The sequence below is a fragment of the Methylobacterium nigriterrae genome, from assembly GCF_037106235.1.
Taxonomy (GTDB): Bacteria; Pseudomonadota; Alphaproteobacteria; order Rhizobiales; family Beijerinckiaceae; genus Methylobacterium; species Methylobacterium nigriterrae.
Genome location: NZ_JBAWTG010000025.1, coordinates 18,092 through 43,901, shown reverse-complemented (window position 1 = coordinate 43,901; position 25,810 = coordinate 18,092). Strand labels below are relative to the sequence as shown.

At 68.6% G+C, this 25,810-nt stretch carries 25 protein-coding genes; 17 read left to right on the top strand and 8 right to left on the bottom strand.

What is annotated here, in order from left to right; all coding sequences use genetic code 11:
* Positions 1–42: 42 nt before the first annotated feature.
* Positions 43–429, top strand: a complete 387-nt coding sequence (locus tag WDW90_RS15075) for a response regulator (protein WP_336488212.1) — start codon at positions 43–45, stop codon at positions 427–429.
* Positions 430–463: 34 nt separating this feature from the next.
* Complete coding sequence (locus WDW90_RS15070) at positions 464–1,756, top strand: O-acetylhomoserine aminocarboxypropyltransferase/cysteine synthase family protein (RefSeq protein WP_336488211.1); 1,293 nt, start codon at positions 464–466, stop codon at positions 1,754–1,756.
* A gap of 14 nt (positions 1,757–1,770) precedes the next feature.
* On the opposite strand, the gene WDW90_RS15065 is transcribed toward WDW90_RS15070, so the two are convergent.
* Positions 1,771–4,116, bottom strand: coding sequence for a putative bifunctional diguanylate cyclase/phosphodiesterase (locus WDW90_RS15065; protein ID WP_336488210.1), 2,346 nt, complete (start codon positions 4,114–4,116; stop codon positions 1,771–1,773).
* Between the two features lie 71 nt (positions 4,117–4,187).
* Positions 4,188–4,943, bottom strand: a complete 756-nt coding sequence (locus WDW90_RS15060; RefSeq protein WP_336488209.1) for an RNA methyltransferase — start codon at positions 4,941–4,943, stop codon at positions 4,188–4,190.
* 256 nt (positions 4,944–5,199) lie between these two features.
* Between WDW90_RS15060 and WDW90_RS15055 the strand changes: the two genes are divergently transcribed.
* The 12 genes from WDW90_RS15055 to WDW90_RS15000 all read left to right on the top strand — a co-directional run bounded on the left by WDW90_RS15055 (position 5,200) and on the right by WDW90_RS15000 (position 15,078).
* Positions 5,200–5,823 (top strand): TadE/TadG family type IV pilus assembly protein, encoded by a 624-nt coding sequence (locus WDW90_RS15055; protein ID WP_336488208.1) that lies wholly within the window; start codon positions 5,200–5,202, stop codon positions 5,821–5,823.
* A 2-nt stretch (positions 5,824–5,825) separates the two neighbouring features.
* Positions 5,826–6,548: a TadE/TadG family type IV pilus assembly protein gene (locus WDW90_RS15050; RefSeq protein ID WP_336488207.1), complete on the top strand. Its 723-nt coding sequence runs from the start codon at positions 5,826–5,828 to the stop codon at positions 6,546–6,548.
* A 54-nt stretch (positions 6,549–6,602) separates the two neighbouring features.
* A complete protein-coding gene (locus WDW90_RS15045) occupies positions 6,603–7,934 on the top strand; it encodes a pilus assembly protein TadG-related protein (RefSeq protein ID WP_336488206.1) in 1,332 nt (443 codons plus the stop codon).
* A 157-nt stretch (positions 7,935–8,091) separates the two neighbouring features.
* Positions 8,092–9,306, top strand: a complete 1,215-nt coding sequence (locus WDW90_RS15040; RefSeq protein WP_336488205.1) for an NADP-dependent isocitrate dehydrogenase — start codon at positions 8,092–8,094, stop codon at positions 9,304–9,306.
* 173 nt (positions 9,307–9,479) lie between these two features.
* Positions 9,480–10,274, top strand: a complete 795-nt coding sequence (locus WDW90_RS15035) for an inositol monophosphatase family protein (RefSeq protein ID WP_336488204.1) — start codon at positions 9,480–9,482, stop codon at positions 10,272–10,274.
* Positions 10,275–10,343: 69 nt separating this feature from the next.
* On the top strand, positions 10,344–10,562 hold the full coding sequence (locus tag WDW90_RS15030) for a hypothetical protein (protein ID WP_336488203.1): 219 nt from the start codon (positions 10,344–10,346) through the stop codon (positions 10,560–10,562).
* Between the two features lie 99 nt (positions 10,563–10,661).
* Complete coding sequence (locus WDW90_RS15025; protein ID WP_336488202.1) at positions 10,662–11,207, top strand: adenine phosphoribosyltransferase; 546 nt, start codon at positions 10,662–10,664, stop codon at positions 11,205–11,207.
* A 179-nt stretch (positions 11,208–11,386) separates the two neighbouring features.
* The gene (rpmH, locus tag WDW90_RS15020) at positions 11,387–11,521 is read left to right on the top strand and encodes a 50S ribosomal protein L34 (RefSeq protein WP_012253788.1); all 135 of its coding nucleotides are present in this window, start codon (positions 11,387–11,389) and stop codon (positions 11,519–11,521) included.
* A 70-nt stretch (positions 11,522–11,591) separates the two neighbouring features.
* The gene (gene rnpA / locus WDW90_RS15015; protein WP_336488201.1) at positions 11,592–12,143 is read left to right on the top strand and encodes a ribonuclease P protein component; all 552 of its coding nucleotides are present in this window, start codon (positions 11,592–11,594) and stop codon (positions 12,141–12,143) included.
* Positions 12,133–13,977, top strand: coding sequence for a membrane protein insertase YidC (yidC, locus tag WDW90_RS15010; protein ID WP_336488200.1), 1,845 nt, complete (start codon positions 12,133–12,135; stop codon positions 13,975–13,977). The genes rnpA and yidC overlap by 11 nt, the downstream gene beginning before the upstream one ends.
* Positions 13,978–14,039: 62 nt before the next feature.
* Positions 14,040–14,693, top strand: a complete 654-nt coding sequence (gene yihA, locus WDW90_RS15005; protein WP_336488199.1) for a ribosome biogenesis GTP-binding protein YihA/YsxC — start codon at positions 14,040–14,042, stop codon at positions 14,691–14,693.
* Between the two features lie 10 nt (positions 14,694–14,703).
* Positions 14,704–15,078, top strand: a complete 375-nt coding sequence (locus tag WDW90_RS15000; RefSeq protein ID WP_336488240.1) for a DUF423 domain-containing protein — start codon at positions 14,704–14,706, stop codon at positions 15,076–15,078.
* A 6-nt stretch (positions 15,079–15,084) separates the two neighbouring features.
* On the opposite strand, the gene WDW90_RS14995 is transcribed toward WDW90_RS15000, so the two are convergent.
* Positions 15,085–16,974: a putative bifunctional diguanylate cyclase/phosphodiesterase gene (locus tag WDW90_RS14995; protein ID WP_336488198.1), complete on the bottom strand. Its 1,890-nt coding sequence runs from the start codon at positions 16,972–16,974 to the stop codon at positions 15,085–15,087.
* Between the two features lie 543 nt (positions 16,975–17,517).
* Between WDW90_RS14995 and WDW90_RS14990 the strand changes: the two genes are divergently transcribed.
* A complete protein-coding gene (locus WDW90_RS14990) occupies positions 17,518–18,081 on the top strand; it encodes a sugar O-acetyltransferase (protein WP_336488197.1) in 564 nt (187 codons plus the stop codon).
* A 16-nt stretch (positions 18,082–18,097) separates the two neighbouring features.
* On the opposite strand, the gene WDW90_RS14985 is transcribed toward WDW90_RS14990, so the two are convergent.
* The 3 genes from WDW90_RS14985 to clpB all read right to left on the bottom strand — a co-directional run bounded on the left by WDW90_RS14985 (position 18,098) and on the right by clpB (position 22,697).
* On the bottom strand, positions 18,098–19,123 hold the full coding sequence (locus WDW90_RS14985; RefSeq protein ID WP_336488196.1) for a glycoside hydrolase family 191 protein: 1,026 nt from the start codon (positions 19,121–19,123) through the stop codon (positions 18,098–18,100).
* A gap of 176 nt (positions 19,124–19,299) precedes the next feature.
* Positions 19,300–20,016 carry a metallophosphoesterase family protein gene (locus tag WDW90_RS14980; protein WP_431311042.1) on the bottom strand — a complete coding sequence of 239 codons (717 nt, stop codon included), beginning with the start codon at positions 20,014–20,016 and terminating at the stop codon, positions 19,300–19,302.
* 50 nt (positions 20,017–20,066) lie between these two features.
* Positions 20,067–22,697, bottom strand: a complete 2,631-nt coding sequence (gene clpB / locus WDW90_RS14975; protein WP_336488195.1) for an ATP-dependent chaperone ClpB — start codon at positions 22,695–22,697, stop codon at positions 20,067–20,069.
* 198 nt (positions 22,698–22,895) lie between these two features.
* On the opposite strand from clpB, the gene WDW90_RS14970 reads away from it, so the two are divergent.
* Positions 22,896–23,675, top strand: a complete 780-nt coding sequence (locus WDW90_RS14970) for an MOSC domain-containing protein (protein ID WP_336488194.1) — start codon at positions 22,896–22,898, stop codon at positions 23,673–23,675.
* Positions 23,676–23,747: 72 nt separating this feature from the next.
* Here the strand turns inward: WDW90_RS14970 and WDW90_RS14965 are convergent, their stop codons facing one another.
* Both WDW90_RS14965 and WDW90_RS14960 read right to left on the bottom strand, forming a co-directional pair.
* Complete coding sequence (locus WDW90_RS14965) at positions 23,748–23,990, bottom strand: hypothetical protein (protein ID WP_336488193.1); 243 nt, start codon at positions 23,988–23,990, stop codon at positions 23,748–23,750.
* Positions 23,991–24,221: 231 nt separating this feature from the next.
* Positions 24,222–24,431, bottom strand: a complete 210-nt coding sequence (locus WDW90_RS14960) for a hypothetical protein (protein WP_336488192.1) — start codon at positions 24,429–24,431, stop codon at positions 24,222–24,224.
* A 473-nt stretch (positions 24,432–24,904) separates the two neighbouring features.
* Between WDW90_RS14960 and argB the strand changes: the two genes are divergently transcribed.
* Positions 24,905–25,798 carry an acetylglutamate kinase gene (gene argB / locus WDW90_RS14955; RefSeq protein ID WP_336488191.1) on the top strand — a complete coding sequence of 298 codons (894 nt, stop codon included), beginning with the start codon at positions 24,905–24,907 and terminating at the stop codon, positions 25,796–25,798.
* Positions 25,799–25,810: the final 12 nt, after the last annotated feature.

Below are 25,810 nucleotides of genomic sequence, written 5' to 3'. Positions count from 1 at the left end.
AATAGGCCCCGGACTCCGGTTCCAGGGATCTCCGCAGGCCTGATGACTGATCATCCGTCCGAACAACCCGTCGTGCTTCTCGTGGAGGATGACGGCCTTCTTCTGATGGAAGCCTCCGACACGCTCGCCGATGCCGGCTTCACGGTCGTGGAAGCGAGCCATGCCGACAAGGCCCTGAAAGTCCTGGAAAATCGCGACGATGTCGGCATTCTGATGACGGATGTCGACATGCCGCAGGGTTCGATGGACGGCTTCGCGCTCGCCCGCCTCGTCGCCTACCGCTGGCCCGCCATCCCCGTCCTCGTGGTCTCCGGCATGGGCACGCCGGGCCCGCACGACATGCCCGACGGGGCCCGGTTCATCCCGAAGCCCTACGAGCCGACGACCCTGGTGCGGACCCTGCGCGCCTGCGTCCGCCGCGCCGCCTGAGGCCCCGCCCGCCGCTAGACCGAAGCCAGAGCCGATGTCCGCCGATACCCGACCCCCCCGTTTCGCGACTCAGGCCATCCATGCCGGCGCCGCGCCCGACCCCGCCACCGGCGCGCGGGTCCAGCCGATCTACTTCACGAACGGCTTCGTCTTCGATTCGACCGAGCAGGCGGCCGACATCTTCGCCATGCGGCGGACGGGCTTCTCGTATTCCCGCGGCTCGAACCCGACCGTGGCGGCGCTGGAGCGGCGCGTCGCGGCCCTCGAGGGCGCGAAGGCGGCCATCGCCGTCTCCTCGGGCCAGTCGGCGGTTCTGCTCGTCCTCATGACCCTGATGAAGAGCGGCGACGCCTATGTGTCCTCGCCGCGCCTGTTCGGCGGCTCGCTCGGCCTGATGCGGCGCCTCGACGGCCGCTACGACCTGAAGCCTCAATTCGCCCGGGGCCTGACGCCGGAGGATTTCGAGGCCGCGATCACGCCGGAGACCCGGGCGATCGTGTGCGAGTCGATCGTGAATCCCTGCGCCACCGTGATGGATCTGGAGGGCATCGCCGCGGTGGCGCGCCGGCATGGCCTGCCCCTCGTGGTCGACAACACGCTGGCCTCCCCGGCCCTGATCCGGCCGATCGAGTACGGCGCCGACATCGTGGTGCACTCGACCTCGAAGTTCCTCGGCGGCTCCGGCCAGACGATCGGCGGCATCATCTGCGATGCGGGCAGCTTCGACTGGACGAAGCACGGCCACTATAACCTCATCACCGATCCCTGGCCCGATTACGACGGCCTCGTCATCACCGAGCGCTTCCCCGAGATCAGCTTCGCGGTGGCCTGCCGCCTGTTCGGCCTGCGCGACCTCGGCCCCGGGCTCTCGCCGATGAACGCCTTCCTGACGCTGACCGGCATCGAGACCCTGCCGTTGCGCATGGAACGCCACTGCGCGAATGCCCGCGCGGTCGCGGCCTACCTCAAGGATCACCCGAAGGTCGCCTGGGTCAGCTATCCCGGTCTGCCCGGTCAGAACGGTGAGGACCTCGCCCGCCGCTACGTGCCGCAGGGACCGGGCTCGATCTTCACCTTCGCTTTGCGGGGCGGCGAGCCCTCGGCGCTGAAGTTCATCACCAGCCTGGAGCTGATCTCGCACCTCGTGAATATCGGCGAGATCAAGTCGCTCGCGATCCATCCGGCCACGACGACCCACCGCCAGCTCGACGAGAGCGAGAAGGCGGCGGCCTGCGTCGGGCCCGAGACGGTTCGCCTCTCGATCGGGCTCGAGACGGTCGAGGACCTGATCGCCGATGTCGAGCAGGCTCTGGCGCAGGTCGACTGAGGGGCGCCCGCCGCTCAGGCCGTGGCCGCGCGGCGCGGCTCGGCGGCTTCCGACAGGCACGGCGCCGCGGCCCCGTTCTGCAGGAGCCACGGCACCCGGCTGCCCGCGACCGGCTTCGCGTAGAGGTAGCCCTGGGCGAAGGTGCAGCCACCGGCCATCAGGAAGCGCGCCTGCTCGGGCGTCTCGACGCCCTCGGCGGTCACGTCGAGGCCGAGGCTGCGCCCGAGCTGCAGCACGGCGCTGACGATCGCCGCGTCGTTCAGGTCGCGGGTCAGGTCGTTGACGAAGCTGCGGTCGACCTTGATCTCGTCCACCGGGAACCGCTTCAGGTGGGTCAAAGAGGCGTAGCCGGTCCCGAAATCGTCCAGCGCGACCCGGATGCCGGCGCCGTGCAGGCGCTTGAGGACCTCCGCCACTCGCTCGCCGCGGCCGCCGAGGAGCACCGTCTCGGTCACTTCCACGCCGAATCTCGAAGTCGGAACGCCGATCGCTTCGAGCAGGCCGAGAATGTTCTCGGCAAGGTCGCGCTCGGCGAATTGCGCGGTCGACAGGTTTACGAAGACACGGCCCGGATCGAGGCCGCGGGCGAGCCATCGGCGCAGATCGAGCGCGACCTGCTGGGCGATGCGGGTTCCGAGGGCGGCGCCGATCTCAGGATCGTCGAAGGCCGAGGCGAAGGCGGCCGGAGCAAGCAGGCCCCGGGTCGGGTGCTGCCAGCGCGCCAGCGCCTCGAACCCGACCACGGCCCCGGTCGCGAGGCTGACCTTGGGCTGGTAGTGGGGCACGATCCAGCCCTCCTCCAGCGCCGTGCGGATCTCGCGCGCCACGGTGACGCGTTCCTCGATGCTCGCCCGCAGCGCCGGCCGGAACAGGCAGGCCTGGTTGCGGCCGGCCGCCTTGGCCGCGTAGAGGGCGAGGTCGGCGTTGGTCAGCAGGTCGGCGGCATTGCGCGCGTGCTCCGGGAAGAGCGCGAGGCCGAGGCTCGCCCGCGGCGAGACGCTGCGGCCCGCGATCGAGACGGCGGGCCCGAGCACGTCGAGGACGGCGGCCTCGACCTCGTGGATGCGCCGGCTCGGGAGGCCGAGGTCCGGTTCCCCTGCGGTGATCAGAACGAACTCGTCGCCGCCGAGGCGCGCCACGAGGTCGTCCGGCCCGATAATGGCCGAGAGGCGCCGGGCGACCTCCTTGAGAAGCATGTCGCCGGCGTCGTGCCCGAGCGTGTCGTTGACCTCCTTGAAGGCGTCGAGATCGAGCAGGATCAGCCCGACGCGGGAGGCCGCGGCCTCGGCGCGCGCGACCGCCGCGTCGAGGGTCGCGTGGAACAGCGCCCGGTTCGGGAGGCCGGTCAGCACGTCGTGATGGGCGGCCTCGCGGATCGTCTCCTCGACGGCCTTGCGGCTCGTGATGTCGACGAGGCTCGAGATCACGCAGGGGCAGCCGCCGATCTCCACGGAATCGGCGGAGAGCAGGACGTCGCGGTAGGCGGCGCCGGCGGCTCTCACCGAGACTTCGAGGTCGCGCACCGTCTTCTGCCGGTCGAGGGCGTCCTGCACCGAGCGGCGTTCGGCCGTCCCCATCAGGTCGCGGGTGGTGATCTTGGATACGGCGTCCGGGCTCTCGACGCCGAAGAAGCGTCGGGCGCTATCGTTCATGCTGACGAAGCGGCCCTCCGCGCTCTCCGAGACGACGACCGGAATGGGCACGGCCTTGAACAGGGCCTCGAAAAGCTGCCGGCTCTCGTCGAGATCCGCGTTGGCGCGGCGCTCGGCCTGCATGGCGGTCCATTCGAGCCGCCGCAGGCGGTTCGAGCGCACGACGACGAGCAGGAGCGCCACGTTCGACATCAGGGCCGCGAGCCCGAGCCCGAGGCTCGTCGCCGGCAGCGGCGGCGGCAGGGCATAGGCCGCGAGCAGGATGGTGGAGGACAGGACGCCGACCGCGACGGTCCAGCGGAAGCTCGTCGGCGCGACGAGCAGGAAAACCGCCGGCAGCATCAGCACGACGAACAGGGCGATGTCCGAGCGGGAGGAGACGAGGAAAGCCACGCCGACGGCGGCCCCCGCCTCCCAGCACAGGATCAGGCGCTGGAGGGCCGCGAAGCTGCGGGCCCGCGGCGCGAGGCCGAGGCAGAGCAGCGAGACCACCACGACGCCGAGCCGGGCCGGCACCGCGACGAAGAAATGCGGTTCGCCGTGGAAGCGCCAGTCGCTCGCCAGAAACAGGAAGTTCAGGATCGCCGCGAGCGCGAAGAGCAGCCGCGCATGGCGCGCGGTCTCGGGCAGGCGCTCGGCCTGGAACGCCGCCTCGCGCTTGGCGCTGGCGAACTCGCCGCTGATCGTGCTGAGTGAGAAGCGCTGCATGGCGCCGGCATCGTCGCAGCCAATCCTGTTGAGGGGGTTAATGCGGCCTGACCCCGCAGGCGCGGATTGCGTCAATCGGCCGGCGGGCGGCCGGCCCGGCCGGTCAGCGCGCGCAGGGCGCCCCGCATCGTCCGCACATCCTGCTCGGTCATCGCCATGCGGTGGAGCATGTCGCGCATGTTGCGGGCCATGATCTCGCGCTTCTCCGGCGGATAGAATCCGGCCCGGGCGAGCGTGTCCTCCAGGCTTGCGAACAGCGACAGGAGCGCCTCGCGGGTCGCGGGCGGCGAGAGCATCTCGCCCGAGAACGGCAGCACGGCTCGACCGGCCGCGCGGCGCCACTCGTAGGCAACGAGCAGCACCCCCTGCGCGAGGTTGAGCGAGGGAAAGTCCGGCGAGACCGGAAAGGTGACGATCGCGTCGGCGAGCGAGACCTCGTCGTTCGTGAGCCCGACCCGCTCGCGCCCGAACATCACGCCGACCCGCTGCCCGCCGCGCCCGGCGATCTCGGCCATGGCGGCATCCGGCGCAAGGACCCGCTTCATCTGCCCGCGCTCGCGGGCGGTGGTGGCGAGCACGTGGTGCAGATCGGCGATGGCGTCCGGCACGCTGGCGTAGATCCTGGCCGCGTCGAGCACGTGCGTGGCGCCCGAGGCCGCCTCCCGCACCCCCTTCTTCGGCCAGCCGTTCTTCGGGTTGACGAGGCGCAGCTCCGACAGCCCGAAATTCGCCATGGCGCGGGCCGTCATGCCGATATTCTCGGCGAGCTGCGGCTCCACCAAGATGATGGCGGGGGCGGCGACCGCCAGCTCGCTTGAACGCACCATCGAACGAAGCCTGCAAGAGGGGACGCCGGCCTTGTGCCCGATAGATCGGGCGGTTTCCAGCGCGGCCGGAGGCCTCGACGATCGGGACGGGGAATCGACCGCTTCCGCTGACGTCCGTATCCGTTCCTGCGAGGGAACCGGCAAAGCTCAGACATCGTCGAGCACAATATATCGACGGCAATTTTTTCTTAGGATGTTTGCCTCAAGACTGAATTTACAAGGACATCGCCAGATGTACAGCGTCTAGTTGTAGCACATGCACCATCTATCGCTGCGATTGCCGCACGTGCGCCGGACAGAACGGCTCCCGACCGGAGCGCGCCGAACGCTTGCGCGATGCCTCTCCGGCGCGAGCGCCGTCGAGTTCGCGATGGTCGCCCCGCTGGTTATCCTGACCATCGTCGAATTCATGCAGATCGGCCTGTATTTCTACGAGACCTTCCGGCTCGGCCAGGCCACGTCGAGCGCGACTCGCCAGATTCAGGTCGGCTCCGTCGCGAATACGGCCGCTTCGGCCTCCGATTTCAAGACGCAGTTCCTGTGCCCGTTGCTCGGCGGGGCCATGAGTTGCACCGACGTCACCGTGAGCATTCAGACGGTTCCGCTGGGGACAGCGCCGAACGGATTCTATGCCTACGTGTTGCCAGATCAGAGCGATATCATACGCGTGAAAACCGATGGATCGCAGACCCCGTACTGCCCAGGTCAACCGGGATCGTACGTCTACGTGCAGGTCGCCTACGCGATGCCGGTCTTCAGCCCCGCCTGGAAGTTGCTGGCCTCCCTCCGGAACGGCAACAGCATCCGGTTTCTCAACGCGTCGTCCGTGTTTCGCAACGAGCCATACGCATCGGGCAGCCAGCCTCAGGCGAGTTGCTGACCATGATCGCAGACCGAGACCATATCCGCCGATGTCCATCCTGGACTCGAAGCAATCGCCTCGCAAGGGCGTTGCGGACGCACGCCGAGGATCTTGCGAAGGATGCGCGTGCTGCCTCGGCCGTCGAGTTCGCAGTCATCGCGCCTGTCATCCTGGCCCTTTTGCTCAGCGGGGTCGAGGTCGGCCGGTACATCAACTACACGCGCAAAGTCTCTGAAATCGCTCGTGCCACAGCCGGGATGCTCGCCCAAAACAAGAGTGGTTCTGTTAATTTAGCTGATTTGTTTTTCTATAATGATTCTTCGATGGTTATATTCCCTGAAGTGCTCAAGGAAGCAAAGCAACGCGGTATTCCCTGGTATCAAAATATTTCATTTACGATTGCATTCGTGAAGTTCTTTAGAACGATCCCATCTTGCACGAAGGACTGCAGTTACACTGCCTTTCTGTCTTGGTCCTACGGCGCATATCCACTTTCATGTTACGTACCGATGCTGCCGGCGCCCGATACGGCGGACCCGACATCGACGACGTTACCGACCGACACTTTTGGCCCGGGGTCGCTCATCGTGGTCCAGGCCGCATACTGGTACACGCCGCTCGTCGGAAGTTCCTTTATCAGAAAAAAATTCATCAGTCGGACCTACTATTTGGCTCCGCGATATGTCTCAACGATATCATTCGATTACAGTCAGGGAAACTATATCGTCGATTGCCACATGTAAAGGTTCGCCGCCATGAAGCAAGCATGCACAAGGCCCCGCGCACGACACGCGGCTTTGCGCTGGACTGTCCGGCAGGCTGCGCGATTGCGCTGCGACCAGAGCGCCAACGTCGCTATCGTATTCGCGCTCGCCGCGCTTCCGACCATCGGACTCCTGGGGTTGGGGATCGAGCACGGCCAGAGGACTGTATTTCGCAACCGCCTGGACGCCGCGGCGGACGCCGCGGCCATCGCGGCGATCAAGGGAGCCAGCGATTACGTCGCCCAGAACTCGGGATCGCAGAGCGGCGCAGCCTTGACCGACGGCGCGATTGCCGCCGGCACGGCGCTGGGCGCGAAAGCCTTCGCGACGAATGCCGGCAAGGTGACACTTACTGTCCCTGCCGTCCCAACCGTTCGGATGGCACGCCAAGGACAGACCTTCACCGCGAACGTTCAATACGCAGGCAGCTACCCGAGCGCGTTCGGAAAGCTGTTTGGCACAAGCACGGTCGCCTTGTCCGGGGGCGCAGCCTCCAGCGTCACGATGGGCTCCTACCTTGACTTCTACTTGCTGCTCGACACGTCCGGATCGATGGGCTTCCCGACCAGTGCGCAGCAACAACTCGATTTCGCGAGAATTAATCCCGACATGAACTGGGGACAGACAAAGAACAATTGCGCTTTCGCATGCCATTTTCCGTCTTTTGTTGGATACTCGATCGCAAAACCCAATAAAATCACATTGCGGATCGAGACGGTCGGAAACGCCGTCGCGCAGCTTCTCACCACGGCCAAGCAGAATCAGACCATACCGAACCAGTATCGCGTCGGTCTGTTTCCGTTCGTGAGCTACATGGAAACCGCGGCCGACGCGACAACCGACCTCGACTCGCTACAACCGATCGCGGCCGGTCTCGAAGCCTATATGGACATCGGCGATTCATCGCGGCCGCGCGGAAGCGGCGGCACCCATTTCGAGAACCTCTTCCCGACGATCAACAGCAAGATCACACGGTCGGGCGACGGATCGAGTTCCCTCACGCCGCAGCCGTTCATTTTCCTCGTCACCGACGGCGTCCAGAACGATCAGTACTGGTCCAACAGTTTCGGCTGGACGGGTTCGAAGGCAAATTTGCTCGACCCCAATCTCTGCACGCCTTTGAAAAATCGCGGCATCACGATCTCGGTCCTCTACATTCCCTACGTACCTATTGCCCAACCCTACAACACCAATGTCGGCTATGAGAACGATCGCGTGAACGGCCTCATCCCGAGCGTACCGGATACGCTCCGGAGTTGCGCCTCGCCGGGCTATTTCCGCACCGCCAGCACCTCCGACGAGATCACGGCGGCGCTCAACGCCATGTTCGCCCAGGCCACAGCCGCGGCGCGCCTGACCCAGTGAGCCCGGGCTCCTGACAGGACCCCGGGCTTGTCACGGGCGGGACCGGCGCGCCAGCCTTCCCCCTCATGCCGCACCGCGCTATGGACGGCGCCGGGCGCGGCAGCCGCCTTGCGTGGGGGCCGCGGCAGGACACCGGATCAGGAAGGCACGGACGATCATGGCGAAGATCAAGGTGGCGAACCCCGTCGTCGAGCTCGACGGCGACGAGATGACCCGGATCATCTGGGCCGAGATCAAGAACAAGCTGATCCACCCCTACCTCGACGTCGACCTGGAATACTACGACCTCGGCGTCGAGCACCGGGACGCCACCAACGACCAGGTCACGGTCGACGCGGCGAACGCCATCAAGCGTCACGGCGTCGGCGTGAAATGCGCCACCATCACGCCGGACGAGGCGCGCGTGGCGGAGTTCGGCCTCAAGGAGATGTGGAAGTCGCCGAACGGCACCATCCGCAACATCCTCGGCGGCGTCATCTTCCGCGAGCCGATCATCTGCCGGAACGTGCCCCGCCTCGTGCCGGGCTGGACGCAGCCGATCGTCGTCGGCCGCCACGCCTTCGGCGACCAGTACCGTGCCACCGACTTCAAGGTGCCGGGCAAGGGCCGCCTGACCGTCAAGTTCGAGGGCGATGACGGCACCGTCATCGAGCGGGAGGTCTTCAAGTTCCCCGAGGCCGGCGTCGCGATGGCGATGTACAACCTCGACGACTCGATCCGCGACTTCGCCCGCGCCTCGATGAATTACGGCCTCAACCGCAAGTACCCGGTCTACCTGTCGACCAAGAACACCATCCTCAAGGCCTATGACGGGCGCTTCAAGGACCTGTTCGAGGAGGTCTACCAGAACGAGTTCAAGGCGCGCTTCGACGCGGCCGGCATCACCTACGAGCACCGCCTCATCGACGACATGGTGGCCTCCGCGCTCAAATGGTCGGGCGGCTACGTCTGGGCCTGCAAGAACTACGATGGCGACGTGCAGTCGGACACGGTGGCGCAAGGCTTCGGCTCGCTCGGCCTGATGACTTCGGTGCTCCTCACCCCCGACGGCCGGACGGTCGAGGCCGAGGCCGCCCACGGCACCGTGACGCGCCATTACCGCGAGCACCAGAAGGGCAAGGAGACCTCGACGAACTCGATCGCCTCGATCTTCGCCTGGAGCCGCGGCCTCGCCCACCGGGCGAAGCTCGACGACAACGCGGACCTCGCCAGGTTCGCCGGAACCCTCGAGACGGTCTGCATCGACACGGTCGAGGCCGGCTTCATGACGAAGGATCTCGCGCTCCTCGTCGGCCCGGACCAGAAGTGGCTCTCGACCACCGGCTTCCTCGACAAGGTCGACGAGAACCTCAAGGCCGCGATGTCCCGCTGAGTCGGTCCGGCGGAGCAGCACGGCGCCTCGCCTTTCCCGCCTGGGAGAGGCGAGGCGCGCGCCGGGCCGCATGTCCGCCCCGCGGCGGAGCGGGGTCGATTCTTTCGCGCGTTGCGCTAAACCCCGCGCAACCTCGGGAATCCGGCCCGAAACCTCTTGCGAGCCCGACAGCCATGATCTCCTCCCCCCTCATGACCGTGATGGTCGACGCCGTGCGCAAGGCCGCGCGCGGCCTCAAGCGCGATTTCGGCGAGGTCGAGAACCTGCAGGTCTCCCGCAAGGGACCGGGCAACTTCGTCTCGGCGGCCGACCGCAAGGCCGAGGAGGTGCTGCGCGACGCGCTGATGCGGGCGCGCCCCGGCTACGGGCTGGTGATGGAGGAGCACGGCACCATCGAGGGCCAGGACAAGAGCCACACCTGGCACGTCGACCCGCTCGACGGCACCACGAACTTCCTGCACGGCATCCCCCATTTCGCGATCTCGGTCGGCCTCGAGCGCGAGGGGCAGATCGTGGCCGGCGTCGTCTACGACCCGATCAAGGACGAGCTGTTCGTGGCCGAGCGCGGCAAGGGCGCCTACCTGAACAACCGGCGCCTGCGCGTCTCCGGCCGCGCCGACATGGCCGACGCGCTCGCGGCCTACGGCACGCCCTATCTCGGGCGCGGCAACCACCCGCGCCTTCTGCGCGAGGTCGCGGCCGTGATGGCGGTGACGGGCGGGACCCGCCGCCAGGGCTCGGCGGCGCTCGACCTCGCCTACGTGGCCTGCGGCCGCCTCGACCTCTACTGGGAGCGCGACCTGCAGACATGGGACCTCGCGGCCGGCATCATCCTGGTGCGGGAGGCCGGCGGCTTCGTGACCTCGGCGGACGGAGCCGCCGAGGCGCTGGCGACGCGCTCGGTGGCCTGCGGCAACGAGGCGCTGCACCGGGAGCTCGTCGGCATCCTGAGGAAGTGCAACGCCTGAACGGCGTGCCGGAACAGGCGCACGGGCGCCGGGTTGGCCCAGGACATCTCCCTCAACCCGGAGCGGTCCATGGCCGGCGACAAGACACACGATCAGCAGATCCGGATCATCGAGCACAGGGACGGTCCGAACGTGCCCGCGGGCGGCGGCGCCAGGATCCGCAACAGCCCGGAGCGGGCGCCGCGCGCCACCTCGCAGCAGGAGAGCCGCGACCACAACAAGCACAACAATCCGGGCCAGGAGGGCCACCGGCCGCAGAGCCACGGGCCGGCCGAGCAGAAGCACTGAGGCGGCCGGGCGGCCCTGGGCGGCGCGCCGGGACAAGCTGGTCAGCGGGCTCGGCTTCTGCCACAACCCGCGCTGCTCTCGTCTCAGAAGGCTCTCCGCATGGATGCCCGCCGCCACGTCGCGCTGAAGGAATCGATCCGCTCGATCCACGATTACCCGAAGCCCGGCATCATCTTCCGGGACATCACGACGCTGCTGAGCGACCCGCGCGCCTTCCGTCGGGCGGTCGATGCCCTGGTCCACCCGTTCGCCGGCGGGCGGATCGACCAGGTGGCGGGCATCGAGGCGCGGGGCTTCATCCTGGGAGGCGCGGTCGCGCACCAGCTCTCCTCCGGCTTCGTGCCGATCCGCAAGAAGGGCAAGCTTCCGCACAAGACCGTCTCGATCGCCTACGCGCTCGAGTACGGCACCGACGAGATCGAGATCCACGTCGACGCCATCAAGCCGGGCGACCGCGTCCTCCTCGTCGACGACCTCATCGCCACCGGCGGCACCGCCACGGCCGCCGTCAACCTGCTGCGCCGGATCGGCGCCGAGGTGGTGGCGGCCTGTTTCGTCATCGACCTGCCGGAGATCGGCGGCGCGCAGCGCCTGCGCGACCTCGGCGTGCCGGTCCGGACGCTGATGGAGTTCGAGGGCCACTGAGGGCGCCGCCGGGGTGAGGAAACGTTGACTCAGGGCACCCCTTCCGCCATAAGCCGGCTCGTTGCGACGCGGCGCCCTTTTCGGGCGCCCTTCGCGCTTGCAGACAATTTCAGGACGCGAAGGTCCGGCGCGGATTGAGCCGCCCGCGATCGCGCCTCGACCTTTGGAGGCCTTGAGCCATGAAGAGAACCTACCAACCGAGCAAGCTCGTGCGCAAGCGCCGCCACGGCTTCCGCGCCCGCATGGCGACCGCCGGCGGCCGCAAGGTCATCGCCGCCCGCCGCGCGCACGGCCGCAAGCGCCTCTCGGCCTGAGCGCGACGCGCCGCGATTCCTCGGTGCGCGAACGGCCCGGCGCGAGGCGGTTCGCGGGATCGGACCGGCAGTGTCGACCATCGAACGGCTGAAGCGGCGATCCGATTTCCTGGCGGCGGCCGGCGGGCGCCGCTTCCACACCGAGCGCATGACGGCGCAAGGTCGCCTGCGGGATTCGGGCGAGTCGCGCGACGGATCCCCCGCCACGGGGCTGCGCCTCGGGTTCACGATCACCAAGCGGGTCGGCCATGCCACCGAGCGAAACCGCATCCGGCGCCGCCTGCGCGAGGCCGTCGATGCCGTCGCCGTCGAGGCCCCGGTGATCGCCGCCGACATCGTCGTGATCGCGCGGCGCCCGGCGCTGACCGCGCCCTTCGACATCCTGAAGGACGATCTCCGGCGCGCCCTCGCGACGGTGACGCGGCCGCGCGGGCCCAAACCGGAGCGGAGCGGCCCCTCTGGCGGAGAGCGGCGCGAGCCCACACCTTCCAGGCACGATTCGCGACGGCCGCGCGGGCGCGCGGCCGGACCAGAGACCAGACCCGATGCGTCCGAGGCGGCCGCGCTCCGCCTCCCCTCCCCCGACAGACACGCGTGCGACGGATCCAGCGATGGGCAATGACAAGACCAACATGATCGTGGCGATCGCGCTGTCGCTCGTGGTCCTGCTCGGCTGGAACTACTTCGTGGCCGCGCCCCGAGTGGAGCAGCAGCGCCAGGCAACCGCTCAGACCCAAGGGGCGCAACAGAGCCCGGGCGTGAGCCCGGACGGCGTCCCCTCGCCGAGCCCGAAGGAGGGCGGTCCCGCGGCGCCCGCGCCCGGCACGGTGCCGAACCAGGCCGGGCCGGTGTCGCGCGAGGCCGCGCTCGCGCGCTCGCCGCGCATCCGCATCGAGACCCCGGCGCTCTCCGGCTCGATCGCGCTCAAGGGCGGCCGCATCGATGACGTCTCGCTGAAGAACTACCACGAGACCGTCGACGACAAGAGCCCGCGCATCGTGCTGCTCTCGCCCGCCGGCACCGAGACGCCCTACTACGCCGAGTTCGGCTGGGTCGGCTCGAATGCGGGCCCGCTGCCGAACAACGAGACCGTCTGGACGGCCGACGGCGAGGTGCTCTCGCCCGGCAAGCCCGTGACCCTGTCCTGGGACAACGGCGCGGGCCTGCTCTTCCGCCGCATCCTCGCGGTCGACGACAAGTTCATGTTCACGGTCCGCGACGAGGTTGAGAACAAGGGCTCGGGCGCGGTCTCGCTCTATCCCTACAGCCTCGTCTCGCGCTGGGGTAAGCCGCATACGCAGGGATACTACGTCCTGCACGAGGGCCTGATCGGCGTGCTCGGCGGCGACGGGCTGCAGGAATACACCTACGACCACCTCGCCAAGGAGCCAGCCTATGGCGGCCCCAACACCAAGGGCAAGGCCTGGGCGAACGTGACCGGCGGCTTCGTCGGCATCACCGACAAGTATTGGGCGGCCGCCGCGATCCCCGACCAGGGCACCGCCTATACCGGCGCCTTCACGGAGCGAACGGACGGCGCGACCAAGGTCTACCAGGCGAGCGTGCGGGCCGATGCCCGCACCGTCGAGCCCGGCGCCAGCGTCGGTTCGACCCAGCGCCTGTTCGCGGGCGCCAAGGAGGTGAACACCATCAACGCCTACGAGCGCGACCTCGGCATCAAGCAGTTCGACCTGATGATCGACTGGGGATGGTTTCACTTCATCACCAAGCCGATGTTCCGTGCGCTGGACTTCTTCTACCACCTGTTCGGCAATTTCGGTGTCTCGATCCTCGTCGTCACGCTGATCTTGAAGATCTTCTTCCTGCCCATCGCCAACCGCTCCTATGTCTCCATGGCCAAGATGAAGGCCGTCCAGCCGGAGATGCAGTCGATCCGCTCGCGCTACGCGGACGACAAGATGAAGCAGCAGCAGGCGATGATGGAGCTCTACAAGAAGGAGAAGATCAATCCCGTCGCAGGCTGTTGGCCGGTGCTGATTCAGATCCCGGTCTTCTTCGCGCTGTACAAGGTGCTGTTCATCACGATCGAGATGCGGCACGCGCCGTTCTTCGGCTGGATCCAGGACCTCGCCGCGCCCGATCCGACGAGCATTCTGAACCTGTTCGGGCTGCTTCCCTTCGTGGCACCGGACTTCATCCACCTCGGCATCTGGCCGCTCATCATGGGCGTGACGATGTTCGTGCAGATGAAGATGAACCCCGCGCCGCCGGACCCGGTCCAGGCGCAGATCTTCACCTTCATGCCGATCATCTTCACCTTCATGCTGGGCTCGTTCCCGGCGGGTCTGGTGATCTATTGGGCCTGGAACAACACCCTCTCCGTGATCCAGCAATACGTGATCATGCGGCGCAACGGGGTGAAGGTCGAGCTCTGGGACAACCTCAAGGGCACGTTCCGGAAGAGCGCGTCCGAGAAGGCCGCGGCGAAGAGCTGATCCGCCGGGTCTGATCGAAGGCGAAACGGGGGCCGGGCGCGAAGCCGGCCCCGGACAGGCGCATGAACCAGCCGAACGACATCGATCCGACCCTCGTCGAATCCGGGCGCCTGCTCTTCGCCGGAGCGGCGGATTTCGTGGCGGCCGCCCCCTCCCTCGGCAGCCTGCCGGCGATGAGGGGCGTCGAGATCGCCTTCGCGGGCCGCTCGAACGTGGGCAAGTCGAGCCTCGTCAACGCGCTGACCGGGCGCAACACGCTGGCGCGCACCTCGCACACGCCGGGGCGCACGCAGCAGCTCAACTTCTTCGACATTGGCGGGCGCCTGACGCTCGTCGATATGCCGGGCTACGGCTTCGCGGCGGTGGAGAAGGCGAAGGTCGCGGCCTGGACCGCCCTGATCCACGCCTACCTAAAGGGCAGAGCCAATCTCGCCCGCGTCTACATGCTGATCGATTCCCGCCACGGCCTGAAGGCGATCGACACCGACGTGCTCGACGGCCTCGACAAGGCGGCGGTGAGCTATCAGATCGTCCTCACCAAGGGCGACGCGCTCAGGAAATCCGAGATCGAGGCCCGCATCCGCGGCATCGAGGCGGCGCTCGCCCGGCGCCCGGCCGCCTATCCCGAGATCCTGCTGACCTCGAGCCGCGACGACCGCGGCGTGCCGGAACTGCGCGCCAGCATCGCGCGGCTCCTGGCCGAGCATGGCGGCTGAGGCCGGCACCGTGCGCGGCCCGGACCGTGCCCTGATCGCGCTTGCGGCCCTGGCCGGGCTGCTCGGCGTCGCCGCGAGCGCCGCCGCCGCCCATCGGCCCGGCGACGGCGACACGCTCCGGATCGCGGGGCAATTCCTGCTGTTCCACGCGCCCGCGGTGATGGCGCTGACCGCGCTCGGCGCGGCGGGGCTCGTGCGCGGCTCGGCCGCCCGGATCGCGGCCGGCGCCCTCCTCGCCGGCCTCTGTCTGTTCAGCGGCGATCTCGCCACGCGGGCGCTCGCGCAGCACGCCCTGTTCCCGATGGCGGCCCCGAGCGGGGGCCTCCTTCTCATGGCGGGCTGGATCGGCGGTATCGTGGCCGCCTTCCTGCCGGCGCGCGCCTGACGCGGCTCAGGCCGCCGAGGCCGGGGCGGCGAGCGCGCCCTCGAGCCCGAGCAAATCCGGCCGCAACGCGAGCCGCTCCGCCTCCGCGACGGGCAGGGGCTTGCCGAAATGGTAGCCCTGCATCGTCCTGCAGCCGAGGCGGCCGAGCAGGAGCATCTGCTCGCGCGTCTCGACGCCTTCGGCCACCGTGGCGATGCCGAGGCTGCGGCACATGGCGATCACCGCGCGGACAATGTCGCGGCAGGTCCGGCTGGTCGTGATCTCGCTGACGAAGGACTGATCGATCTTGAGCTTGTCGATCGGCAGGCGGTGCACGTAGCTCAGGCTCGAGAAACCGGTCCCGAAATCGTCGAGCGCGATCGAGACCCCGAGTTCCTTGAGCGCCCTGAGCGTCTGCCTGGCCGCGGCGAAGTCGCGGACGAGGGCCGTTTCCGTGACTTCGAAGGCGACGCGGCGCGGAGCCAGGCCGCTTGCCGCGATGATCTCGGCGATCCGCTCGGCGAATCCCGGCACGACGATGTCGCGCGCCGACAGGTTGAAGAAGAGCTGGATGTCGGCCGGCCAGGTCGCGGCGGCCTGCAGGGCCTTCAGCAGGAGCACGTCCGTCATCAGGCCGATCAGGCCGCTGTTCTCGGCCACCGTGATGAACTCGGCCGGAGAAACCGGGCCGATCTCGGGACTGGTCCAGCGCGCCAGCGCCTCGAAGGCGATGATGCGGCCGTGCGTGGCATCGACCACGGGCTGGAACTGCAGGCTCAGCTCGCTCTGGAGATCGGCGCTCCGCAGGGCATGGGCGAGCTGGTTGGCCCGGCGCATGCGATCTTCGACATCGCGGCTGAAACGCACGCAGCCCTTCACCTCGCCGGACTTCGCCTGGCGCAACGCGTAGTGCACCTGCTCGTGCAGCTGCGCGGCATTCCCACCGGCAGCCGTCGCGCTCGCCAGCCCGATCGAGGCATCGACCCGCACCGTGTGGGCATCGAGGAGAACAGGCTCGCGGATCGCGGCGAGGACCGCGTGGCATATCCCCTGCGCCTCGTCGGCGCTCTCGCCGCCCGAGATCACGAGGCCGAATTCGTCGCCACCGAGGCGTCCGAGATGGCGCCCGGGGCCGTGAAGCCCGCGCAGACGCAGGGCGACCTCGCGCAGCACGCCGTCGCCGACGGCATGCCCGTACATCTCGTTCACCGTCTTGAAGCCGTCGAGGTCGATGACCGCGACGTGGATCTCGCCATTTTCACCCGCCGCGCCGAGCAGCGCCTGAAGCTCGGCGAAGAAGGCGTTGCGGTTCGGCAGCCCGGTCAGCTGGTCGAGCTTCGCCAGCAGCGCCGTTTCCCCGCTGAGGCGCTTCAGTTCGCCGTGCTGGTTCACGAGGTCGCGGAAGCTCCTGGAATAGAGGACGATGAGGTAGAAGACCGCCAGCCCCGTGATCATGACGGTCAGAGCGGTGATCCGCATCGTGCTCTCGCCGGTCGCGAGGGCGATTGCGCCGACCGGGAGAAGGGCGGAGATCGCGATCAGACTGACCGACCGGATGTGCATGAGGCTGATCGCGCAGAGCAGGATCGAGAGGGCCTGGTAGATCAGCCCATGCATCTGCAAGGCCGCGGTGCCGTACTGCGAGAGCGCGAAGCTCCAGAGGCAGCTGGACAAGATGAGGAGCGCGGTCAGAACATGGAGGCGCCGGTAATGCCTGTCGGCGATCTCCGGCGTCATCGGCCTGCGCGCCGTGGAGAGGGCCGTGACGACGCGCAGCCCATACCCGACCAGCAGGAGAAGCAGGGGGGCGCCCGTCAGCAGGGCCGGGGCCGCGTCGCGAAAGGCATGCGCCAGCAGCACGGCATTGCAGGCATGGACCCCGTAGAAGACGGGCACGTTCCGCGCGAGCGCCTTCATCTGGACGATCCTCATCCGTGATGGAGGCCGATCGGCCTTGATGCCCAGCCGCATGTCGAGAGCCTTCATCGGTGCCGGGTCGCTCGGTGGTGTGGGACTTCGCGCTCCCCGACAGTGACAGGCAACTCGGAAGGAAGCGTGAAAGCGAGCGAGCCTACACTGCTCTTGTCCGGTATCCGGGAGAGTAGTTTTTGCTCAGTCGGACGGATACAGGAATTCGGGGCGATATCTTGGGCACGGCGAGGTATAAATCTAGGGTTGTTTCACTCTCAGGATTGCAGAGACGGCCGCAGCGCCGCGCCAGCGCGCCGGACGCTTCTGTGCTCGGCCGTCGCGATCACGCGTGATCCTGGGCTATAAGTGACCTCGGCGACGTGCGCCGTAGTCGCCATCCCGCGGATCGGCTCCGAACCCGGCGTCTGCCCCGACGCCGGGTCCAGGCCGGATACCTGGGGGACCGGATTCTTGGGGGATCGGCGCTTCCGTGCCATGGCTCGAAACCCGGCCCGCACAGCGCGGGCGCGTAGACAGGCATGAGGGCGGATGGCGCGGACTGAGAAGGAGAAGATGCTGGCTGGCGAGCTCTACCATGCCGGCTCGCCCGAGATTCAGGCCGATGCGGCGGCCGCACGGGAATGGCTCGTCCGCTACAATGCCTCGCTCGGTCTCTCCCCCTCCGAGCGCCGCGCGCTTCTGGTCGAGCGCCTGGCCGCCGTCGGCACCGGCGCGGTGATCCGGCCGCCCTTCCACTGCGATTACGGCTACAACATCGTGCTCGGGGCCGACGTCTTCCTGAACTTCAACTGCGTCATCCTCGACGTGGTGAGCGTGACGATCGGCGATGGCGCGCAGATCGGGCCGCTGGTTCAGATCCTCACGGCCGACCATCCGCGCGATCCCGAAATCCGCCGCTCCGGCCTCGAATCCGGTCGCCCGGTCAGCATCGGCCGCAATGTCTGGATCGGCGGCGGCGCCCTGATCATGCCGGGAGTGACCGTCGGGGACGATGCCATCATCGGCGCGGGCAGCGTGGTGACGCGGGACGTCGCACCCGGCGCGACGGTGGTCGGCAACCCGGCGCGGACCGTGCGTCCGAAGGCCGGCTGACGCCCTGGGCCGCGGTTCAGCGCGAGGCCCGGAAGTCGGGGTGATCGGCGCCGCAGCTGCGCTGCAGGTACAGGCCCATCGCGCTTGGGCCGCTCGAATCCGCCTGGAGCTGGACGGGGCCGCGCGGCGCCGGCCGAAGCCCGTGCGGCATCGCCCCGGTCTCGGCCGGGCCGAATGTGAACGTATCCGGCTGGAACGCCGCGGCGCCGCGCGTCGGCTCGCCGAGTTCCCGGCGGCGCGGGGGCACGGGCGGCGTTCTCGGAGCCGGGACCGGGGGCCGGTTGCCGCGCTCGCTCTCGGCGCCCGCGCCCGGTTCGAGACGCCCGATGTAGCTGCCGAGCCCGTCGCGTTCCGCCGCGGCATCGATCGCGGCGGCCATCTCGGCGCTGTCCACCCGCTCGACCGCGATCACGTCCTTTCCGGCCGCGATCATGCGCTTGAGAAGCGCCAGGCTCGCCGCGATCTCCTCGGCCGGCCGCCTCCGGCCCGCCGCGGTGACGTACAGGTTCTCCCGGAACAACCCGTCGAGACCGGCGAGGACGGGCTCGCTCGCCAGGAGCGCCTCCCCGTTCATCGCCCAGACCTTGAAGCCGCGCCTGCGGGCTCGGGCATAGCCGGCGAGATCGGTGACGAGCGCGGCCATGGCCGCCATCGGATTGACGCCCTGGCTCCGCGCCCAGGTGGAGTGGCAGGCATCGACCGCGTCGAGGCACACGCCGTCGTAGCCGGTCCGGATCAGCTGATCGATGCTGCGCATCGCCATCACGCGCCACGGCTGCGCCCAGAAGGCCACCGCGAAATGGGCGGGCGCATGCGGGCTCGCGGGGCCCAGCGCCGCGCGCGGGATCGCCCGGAAATAGCTGCGCTGAGACTGCGCCTCGCCGATATTGAGGGAGCCGAGCACGAGATGGGGGCTCGCCGTGCCGGCTCCCATCACCCGGATCTGCTCCGGCGTCCAGGCGCTGCCGCCGCGATCGTGCGGATCGACCACCCTGACGTCGAACGGCGATGCGGCAATCTGCGCCGGCGTCAGACCCTGCAAGAGGCATCGACCCCTGTCGGGCATAAAATCCTCAAGTTAAGAATTGTTATTAACTTGATATACTGTATAAAATGTGGCTAAATCGTGTCAACTGAGTAATCAAATTGAATATGTACTGAATCATACGCCCCGGCAATCGAGCGGCTCGTGCCGCGCTCTGCCTGCGGGGCGGCGCCCTACTCCGCGTAGCGCCGAGCCGGAACGGCGATGAACTCCACGGCCGGTCCCTGGCGATCCGTGAACACGCCAGCGGTCAGGGCACCGCCATAGACCGCGCCCGTATCGAGGTTGGTGCGGTGGCGGCGCACCTCCGGCGCACCCGAGAGCCGAGGCGTGTGGCCGTGGACCACGTGACGACCGAAATCGTGGTCCTCCGACAGGAACGGCTCGCGGATCCAGATGCGGTTCTGCAGGTCGGGATCGGGCGGGGTGCAGCCGGGGCGAAAGCCTGCATGGACGTACCAGCGCCGCGCATCCGCGTGCACGCTCGGCAGGGTCTCGATCCAGTCGAGCACGTCGCCCGGGAAATCCTCGATCGCGTCGAGGCCGTAGGAGGCGAGCGTCTCGATCCCACCGTTGCGCAGCCAGTGATCGGCGGCCCCCGGCGTCTGCAGGCAGGCGAGCAGCATGGCCTCGTGATTGCCGAGGAGGCAGGTCACCGCCTCGGGGTCGCTCCAGTGGAGGCGCCGCACGGTGCGCACCACCCCGGCACTGTCGGGCCCGCGGTCGATGTAGTCGCCGAGGAAGACGAGTCGGTGCGGGCGCCCGGCCCGATGCGCCTCGATGCGCTCCAGGAGCGCGTCGAGCAGGTCCGCGCAGCCGTGAACGTCGCCGATCGCGTAGGTGAGGAGGTCGGTCATCGCCCCGGCACTGTCCGCGCGCGGGGCGTTCATGAAAAGCCCCGGCGCTCGCTTTCGGAGCGCCGGGGCCCGGATGTCCGCGGTCAGTTCAGCGTGACGTTGGCCGGGCGGCGCTCGGCGCCGACGGCGGTGTCGCCGATCATCAGTCCCATCGGCCCGAGATGGACCGGTACGGTCTCGCCGTCATGGACCTTGCCGGACAGGATCAGCTCGGCGAGCGGATCCTGCACGGTCTTCTGGATCACGCGCTTCAGGGGCCGCGCGCCGTAGGCCGGGTCGTAGCCCTTGTCGGCGAGCCAGGCACGCGCCTCCCCGTCGACATCGAGGGTGATCTTGCGCTCCTCCAGTAGCCGGCTGAGCCGCTGGAGCTGGATGTCGACGATCGCGCCCATCTCCGCCCGCTTGAGGCGGTGGAACAGGATGATCTCGTCGACCCGGTTCAGGAACTCGGGCCGGAAGTGGCTGCGCACCACACCCATCACCTCGTCGCGGACGGCATCCGTGTCCTGGCCCTCGGGCTGGTTCACCAGATACTCGGCCCCGAGATTCGAGGTCATGATCAGGAGCGTGTTGCGGAAGTCGACCGTCCGGCCCTGCCCGTCCGTCAGGCGCCCGTCGTCGAGCACCTGCAGGAGGACGTTGAAGACGTCCGGATGGGCCTTCTCGACCTCGTCGAACAGCACGACCTGATAGGGCCGCCGCCGCACGGCCTCGGTGAGCGCACCGCCCTCCTCGTAGCCCACGTAGCCCGGCGGGGCGCCGATCAGGCGGGCGACCGCGTGCTTCTCCATGTACTCGGACATGTCGATGCGCACGAGCGCCGTGTCGTCGTCGAACAGGAAGCCCGCGAGCGCCTTGGTCAGCTCGGTCTTGCCGACGCCGGTCGGCCCCAGGAACATGAACGAGCCGATCGGCCGGTTCGGATCCTGCAGGCCGGCCCGCGCCCGGCGGACCGCCGTCGAGACGGCCTCGACCGCCTCCTGCTGGCCGACGACGCGCTTGGCCAGAGCCTGCTCCATGGCGAGCAGCTTCTCGCGCTCTCCCTCCAGCATCTTGTCGACGGGCACGCCGGTCCAGCGGGAGACCACGCCCGCGATATGGGCCGGCGTCACGGCCTCCTCCATCATGCCGTCCCGCGCGACCGCGCTCTCGGCCTGCGCCTCGATCTCGGCGAGCTGCTTCTCGAGACCCGGGATCACGCCGTAGGCGAGCTCGCCCGCGCGCTGGTACTGGCCCTGGCGCTGGGCGCTCGCGAGCTCGGTGCGCGCCTCGTCAAGCTTCTTCTTCAGGTCGGCGGCCGCGCCGAGCTTGTCCTTCTCGGCCTTCCAACGCGCGGTGATCGCGGCGGATTGCTCCTCGAGATCGGCGAGTTCCCGCTCAAGCCGCTGCAGGCGGTCGCGGGACGCCGCGTCCGTCTCCTTCTTCAGCGCCTCGCCCTCGATCTTGAGGCGCACGATCTCGCGGTCGACGTTGTCGAGCTCCTCGGGCTTCGAATCCACCTGCATGCGCAGGCGCGAGCCCGCCTCGTCGACAAGGTCGATCGCCTTGTCGGGCAGGAAGCGGTCGGTGATGTAGCGGTTCGAGAGCGTGGCGGCGGCGACCAGCGCCGAATCCTGGATGCGCACCCCGTGGTGCTGCTCGTACTTCTCCTTGATTCCGCGCAGGATCGAGACCGTGTCCTCGACGGTCGGCTCCGACACGAAGACGGGCTGGAAGCGCCGCGCCAGCGCCGCATCCTTCTCGACGTGCTTGCGGTACTCGTCGAGCGTGGTGGCGCCGACGCAGTGCAGCTCGCCCCGGGCGAGCGCCGGCTTCAGCAGGTTCGAGGCGTCCATTGCCCCGTCCGCCTTGCCCGCGCCGACGAGCGTGTGCATCTCGTCGATGAACAGGATGATGCCGCCTTCCGCCGCCGTCACTTCGGAGAGCACGCCCTTGAGCCGCTCCTCGAACTCGCCGCGATACTTCGCGCCCGCGATCAGCGCGCCCATGTCGAGGGCGAGCAGCGACTTGTCGCGAAGCGATTCCGGCACGTCGCCGTTGACGATGCGCAGCGCCAGCCCCTCGACGATGGCGGTCTTGCCGACACCGGGCTCGCCGATCAGGACGGGATTGTTCTTGGTGCGCCGGGACAGAACCTGGATCGTGCGCCGGATCTCCTCGTCGCGCCCGATCACGGGGTCGAGCTTGCCATCGCGCGCCGCTTCCGTGAGGTCGCGGGCATATTTCTTGAGCGCGTCGTAGGCGTTCTCGGCATTGGCGTTGTCGGCGGTGCGGCCCTTGCGGAGCGCGTTGATGGCCGCGTTGAGCGAGGCCGCGGTGACGCCCGCCGCGGTGAGCGCACGCCCGGCCTCCGTGTCCTTCTCCACCGCGAGCGCCAGCAACAGCCGCTCGACCGTGACGTAGCTGTCGCCCGCCTTCTCGGCGGCCTTCTCGGCCGTGTCGAACAGGCGCACGAGCTCGCGCGTCGCCTGCGGGGGCGCCGCGTTGCCGGAAACCTTGGGCAACTTGTCGAGCCAGCTCTCGATCTGCGCCAGCGCCACCCGGGACTGACCGCCGGCCCGGTCGATCAGCCCGGCGCATAGGCCCTCGGGATCGTCGAGCAGCACCTTCAGCAGGTGGCCCGGCTGCAATTGCGGGTGGCCCTCGCGCATCGCGAGGTTCTGTGCCGCCTGAACGAAGCCGCGGGCGCGCTCGGTATACTTCTCGAAATTCACGTGTCTCGACCTCCCCGTACCGGCGATCCGCCGCCCGCCTCGCGGCGCGGCCTCGCCGAAACGACGTCCTCCGGCTCGTGCCGCTGAGGAACCCGGCGCCTCGGGCCACCGGTACCCGGGATGTGGTGTTGCAGATCGGCACCACAAGGGGATGGTGCGGACTTGCGCCAAGCTGAATTTCAGGGTCACGCTCGGCGCATGACCGCGCACAGCACGCTCCGCCTCGCCGCCCTCTACCGCTATCCCGTGAAGGGGCTGAGCCCCGAGCGCCTCGACGCCGCTACGCTCGAGACGAGCGGCTACTTCCCGGGCGATCGGCTCTACGCGATCGAGAACGGCCCGTCCGGCTTCAACCCGGTCGCCCCGCGCCATCTGCCGAAGACCAAGTACGTCATGCTGATGCGCGACGAGGCGCTGGCGCGCCTGCGCACCCGCTACGACGAGGCGAGCGCGACCCTGACCGTGGAGACCGGCGACGGCAGGGCACTCGCCGCCGACCTCGGGACTCCGGAAGGCCGCGCGAGGCTGGAGGAGGTGATCCGGCGGACGCTGCCCGACGCGCTGCGCGGCGAGCCGCGCGTGCTCGCGGCGCCCCCGCAATACCGGTTCACCGATTCCGCCACCGGCTTCGTCTCGCTGATCAACCTCGCCAGCGTGCGTGCCATCGAGGATTTCGTCGGGGCGCCGGTCGACCCCCTGCGCTTCCGCGGCAACCTGATGGTGGAGGGCCTGGAGCCATGGGCCGAGCTTGCCCTGGTCGGCGCCGTTCTCGAGGGCGAGGACGGGCTGCGCCTGCGCATCACCCAGCGCACGCAGCGCTGCGCGGCGACCAATGTCGATCCCGTGAGCGGTCTGCGCGACCTCGAGATCCCCTGGACGCTCGACGAGCGCCTGGGCCACCGCGATTGCGGCGTCTACGCGGAGGTTCTCGCGGGCGGCACGCTTCGGCCCGGCGGCACCCTCACGGTCGTCGGCTGAGGGATCGGAACGGCCGGCGGGCGACCGCGCCCGGCGCGCGAGGCGCGGCCGGGCACGGGCGGCACCGGGATCTCACGAGGCGCGCCCGGCGGTGAGAACCGGAACCTCGGCGTGCCGGCGCTCGCAGGTGATCTTGAGGTAGCGCTGGTCGCCGCCGGGCAGCCCCGCCGCCGCCGCCACGGTCTGGGCGTGCATCATGCACTCCATCGGCGTGCGGGCGGGAGACACGATGACGTCGAGCGCGGTTTCACGCGAGCAATCCTGGGCCAGCAGCGTGCCGGCGCAGACGAGCGCGACCGAGAGCAGTTCAGACATGACGGACCCCTTGTTCGAATGGTCGAAAGGTCCGCGGTGGTGCTCTGGCGTTCGAGCCGCCGCGTGATTATTGCCTCGGCGTGTTCCTCACTAGTCCCGGTCTTCCACGAAGCACGGCATGTGCCAGCGTGGTGGTGCCTCCTGCGATCGATGATCTGCGTGACCCGCAGGTCTCACCCGTTCGAAGGCGTTGGGCGGCCGGCATCGGCTCCGGCCGCGAGGTCCCGCTCGTCAGTCGCGCGCGGGGAGCCAGGTCGGCTCCGGCTCCTCGGAGGGCAACAGGACCGCCACCGCGTCGAGGTCGACGGTGTAGCTCTCGGTCAGCATGCGCCAGACCTCGGCCGGGGAGCTGGCGCTTCGCCGGAAGCGCTCCAGCGCGCTCGAGAGGAGATGGGGGCTCGTCAGCGTCGGGCGGGTGAAGAGGGGATCGGCGTTGAGCATCGGTCTCGAGATCCTGGGCGACCATGTCAGGATCGGGCCACATGGTTAATGGGCCATTGACAGACTTCATGGCCGTTAGGATGGCGGGAACATTATCGTTTCAGAAATCGATGTTTCGTTCGGTCTGACGAGTGCAAATTGTTCGCGTGTCGCGGCTTCGCCGATCATCACGTCCCGAGCCCCGCGCGCTGATTGCGGCGGGCCGAATGCCGGGTCGCGGCCCTCGTTAACCGGCGAGGGCCATGCCCGATCACGCTCGCGGGGTTGCGCCGGGCCGTCCGCGGTGCGGACGGGGTGCGCCGGACATCCATGCCCGGCAAAGTCGACGCCGCCCAGGAACTGCCGGGAAGCCGCCGAGGTTCACGGAAGCGGCCGGGATCCGATTTCGTGGCTCTTAAGACTTCGCAGGCCGCCCGCACTCATGTAGAAGCCCGCCCGCGTCCGCCGTCCCGCCCGGTTGCCAGAGGACCACGATGACCGATCTGCCGAACGTGCACGTGCGCGCCGAAGTCCTCGCGCAGGCCCTGCCGCACATGCAGCGCTACGATCAGGAGATCGTGGTCATCAAGTACGGCGGACACGCCATGGGCGACCGCGCGGCGGCGGAGGATTTCGCCGAGGACATCGTGCTGCTGGAGCAGTCGGGCCTGAAGCCGGTCGTCGTGCACGGCGGCGGCCCGCAGATCGGCCGGATGCTGGAGCGGCTGGGCATCCAGTCCGAATTCCGCGGCGGGCTACGCGTCACCGACGAGGCCACCGTCGAGGTGGTCGAGATGGTTCTCGCCGGCTCCATCAACAAGCAGATCGTCGGCTGGATCTCCGCCGAGGGCGGCCGCGCCATCGGCCTGTGCGGCAAGGACGGCAACATGGTGCGCGCCAAGCGAGCGCTGCGCACCGTGAAGGACCCCGAGAGCCAGGAGGAGAAGGCGCTCGATCTCGGCCTCGTCGGCGAGCCCGACCACGTCGAGCGCGGCGTCCTCGACGCGGTGCTGAAGGCCGAGCTGATCCCGGTCCTCGCCCCCGTCGCCTACGGGGCGGACGGCCAGACCTACAACGTCAACGCCGACACCTTCTCGGGCGCGATCGCGGGGGCTTTGCGCGCCAAGCGCCTGTTGCTGCTCACCGACGTGCCGGGCGTTCTCGACAAGGACAAGAACCTGATCCCCGAGCTGACGGTGGAGGATTGCCGTCGCCTGATCGCGGACGGCACCATCACGGGCGGCATGATCCCCAAGGTCGAGACCTGCATCTACGCCATCGACCAGGGCGTCGAGGCGGTCGTCATCCTCGACGGCAAGGTCAATCACGCGGTGCTGCTCGAGCTTTTCACCGATTACGGCGCCGGCACCCTGATCCGGCGAAGCTGAGCCGTCCCCGCT

What these genes read in the sequence shown, in the direction of transcription:
- WDW90_RS15075 (WP_336488212.1), top strand. Translation starts at nt 43, where the DNA reads ATGACTGATCATCCGTCCGAACAACCCGTCGTGCTTCTCGTGGAGGAT.
- WDW90_RS15070 (WP_336488211.1), top strand. Translation starts at nt 464, where the DNA reads ATGTCCGCCGATACCCGACCCCCCCGTTTCGCGACTCAGGCCATCCAT.
- WDW90_RS15065 (WP_336488210.1), bottom strand. Translation starts at nt 4,116, where the DNA reads ATGCAGCGCTTCTCACTCAGCACGATCAGCGGCGAGTTCGCCAGCGCC.
- WDW90_RS15060 (WP_336488209.1), bottom strand. Translation starts at nt 4,943, where the DNA reads ATGGTGCGTTCAAGCGAGCTGGCGGTCGCCGCCCCCGCCATCATCTTG.
- WDW90_RS15055 (WP_336488208.1), top strand. Translation starts at nt 5,200, where the DNA reads ATGCACCATCTATCGCTGCGATTGCCGCACGTGCGCCGGACAGAACGG.
- WDW90_RS15050 (WP_336488207.1), top strand. Translation starts at nt 5,826, where the DNA reads ATGATCGCAGACCGAGACCATATCCGCCGATGTCCATCCTGGACTCGA.
- WDW90_RS15040 (WP_336488205.1), top strand. Translation starts at nt 8,092, where the DNA reads ATGGCGAAGATCAAGGTGGCGAACCCCGTCGTCGAGCTCGACGGCGAC.
- WDW90_RS15035 (WP_336488204.1), top strand. Translation starts at nt 9,480, where the DNA reads ATGATCTCCTCCCCCCTCATGACCGTGATGGTCGACGCCGTGCGCAAG.
- WDW90_RS15030 (WP_336488203.1), top strand. Translation starts at nt 10,344, where the DNA reads ATGGCCGGCGACAAGACACACGATCAGCAGATCCGGATCATCGAGCAC.
- WDW90_RS15025 (WP_336488202.1), top strand. Translation starts at nt 10,662, where the DNA reads ATGGATGCCCGCCGCCACGTCGCGCTGAAGGAATCGATCCGCTCGATC.
- rpmH (WP_012253788.1), top strand. Translation starts at nt 11,387, where the DNA reads ATGAAGAGAACCTACCAACCGAGCAAGCTCGTGCGCAAGCGCCGCCAC.
- yidC (WP_336488200.1), top strand. Translation starts at nt 12,133, where the DNA reads ATGGGCAATGACAAGACCAACATGATCGTGGCGATCGCGCTGTCGCTC.
- yihA (WP_336488199.1), top strand. Translation starts at nt 14,040, where the DNA reads ATGAACCAGCCGAACGACATCGATCCGACCCTCGTCGAATCCGGGCGC.
- WDW90_RS14995 (WP_336488198.1), bottom strand. Translation starts at nt 16,974, where the DNA reads ATGAAGGCGCTCGCGCGGAACGTGCCCGTCTTCTACGGGGTCCATGCC.
- WDW90_RS14990 (WP_336488197.1), top strand. Translation starts at nt 17,518, where the DNA reads ATGGCGCGGACTGAGAAGGAGAAGATGCTGGCTGGCGAGCTCTACCAT.
- WDW90_RS14980 (WP_431311042.1), bottom strand. Translation starts at nt 20,016, where the DNA reads ATGAACGCCCCGCGCGCGGACAGTGCCGGGGCGATGACCGACCTCCTC.
- WDW90_RS14970 (WP_336488194.1), top strand. Translation starts at nt 22,896, where the DNA reads ATGACCGCGCACAGCACGCTCCGCCTCGCCGCCCTCTACCGCTATCCC.
- WDW90_RS14965 (WP_336488193.1), bottom strand. Translation starts at nt 23,990, where the DNA reads ATGTCTGAACTGCTCTCGGTCGCGCTCGTCTGCGCCGGCACGCTGCTG.
- WDW90_RS14960 (WP_336488192.1), bottom strand. Translation starts at nt 24,431, where the DNA reads ATGCTCAACGCCGATCCCCTCTTCACCCGCCCGACGCTGACGAGCCCC.
- argB (WP_336488191.1), top strand. Translation starts at nt 24,905, where the DNA reads ATGACCGATCTGCCGAACGTGCACGTGCGCGCCGAAGTCCTCGCGCAG.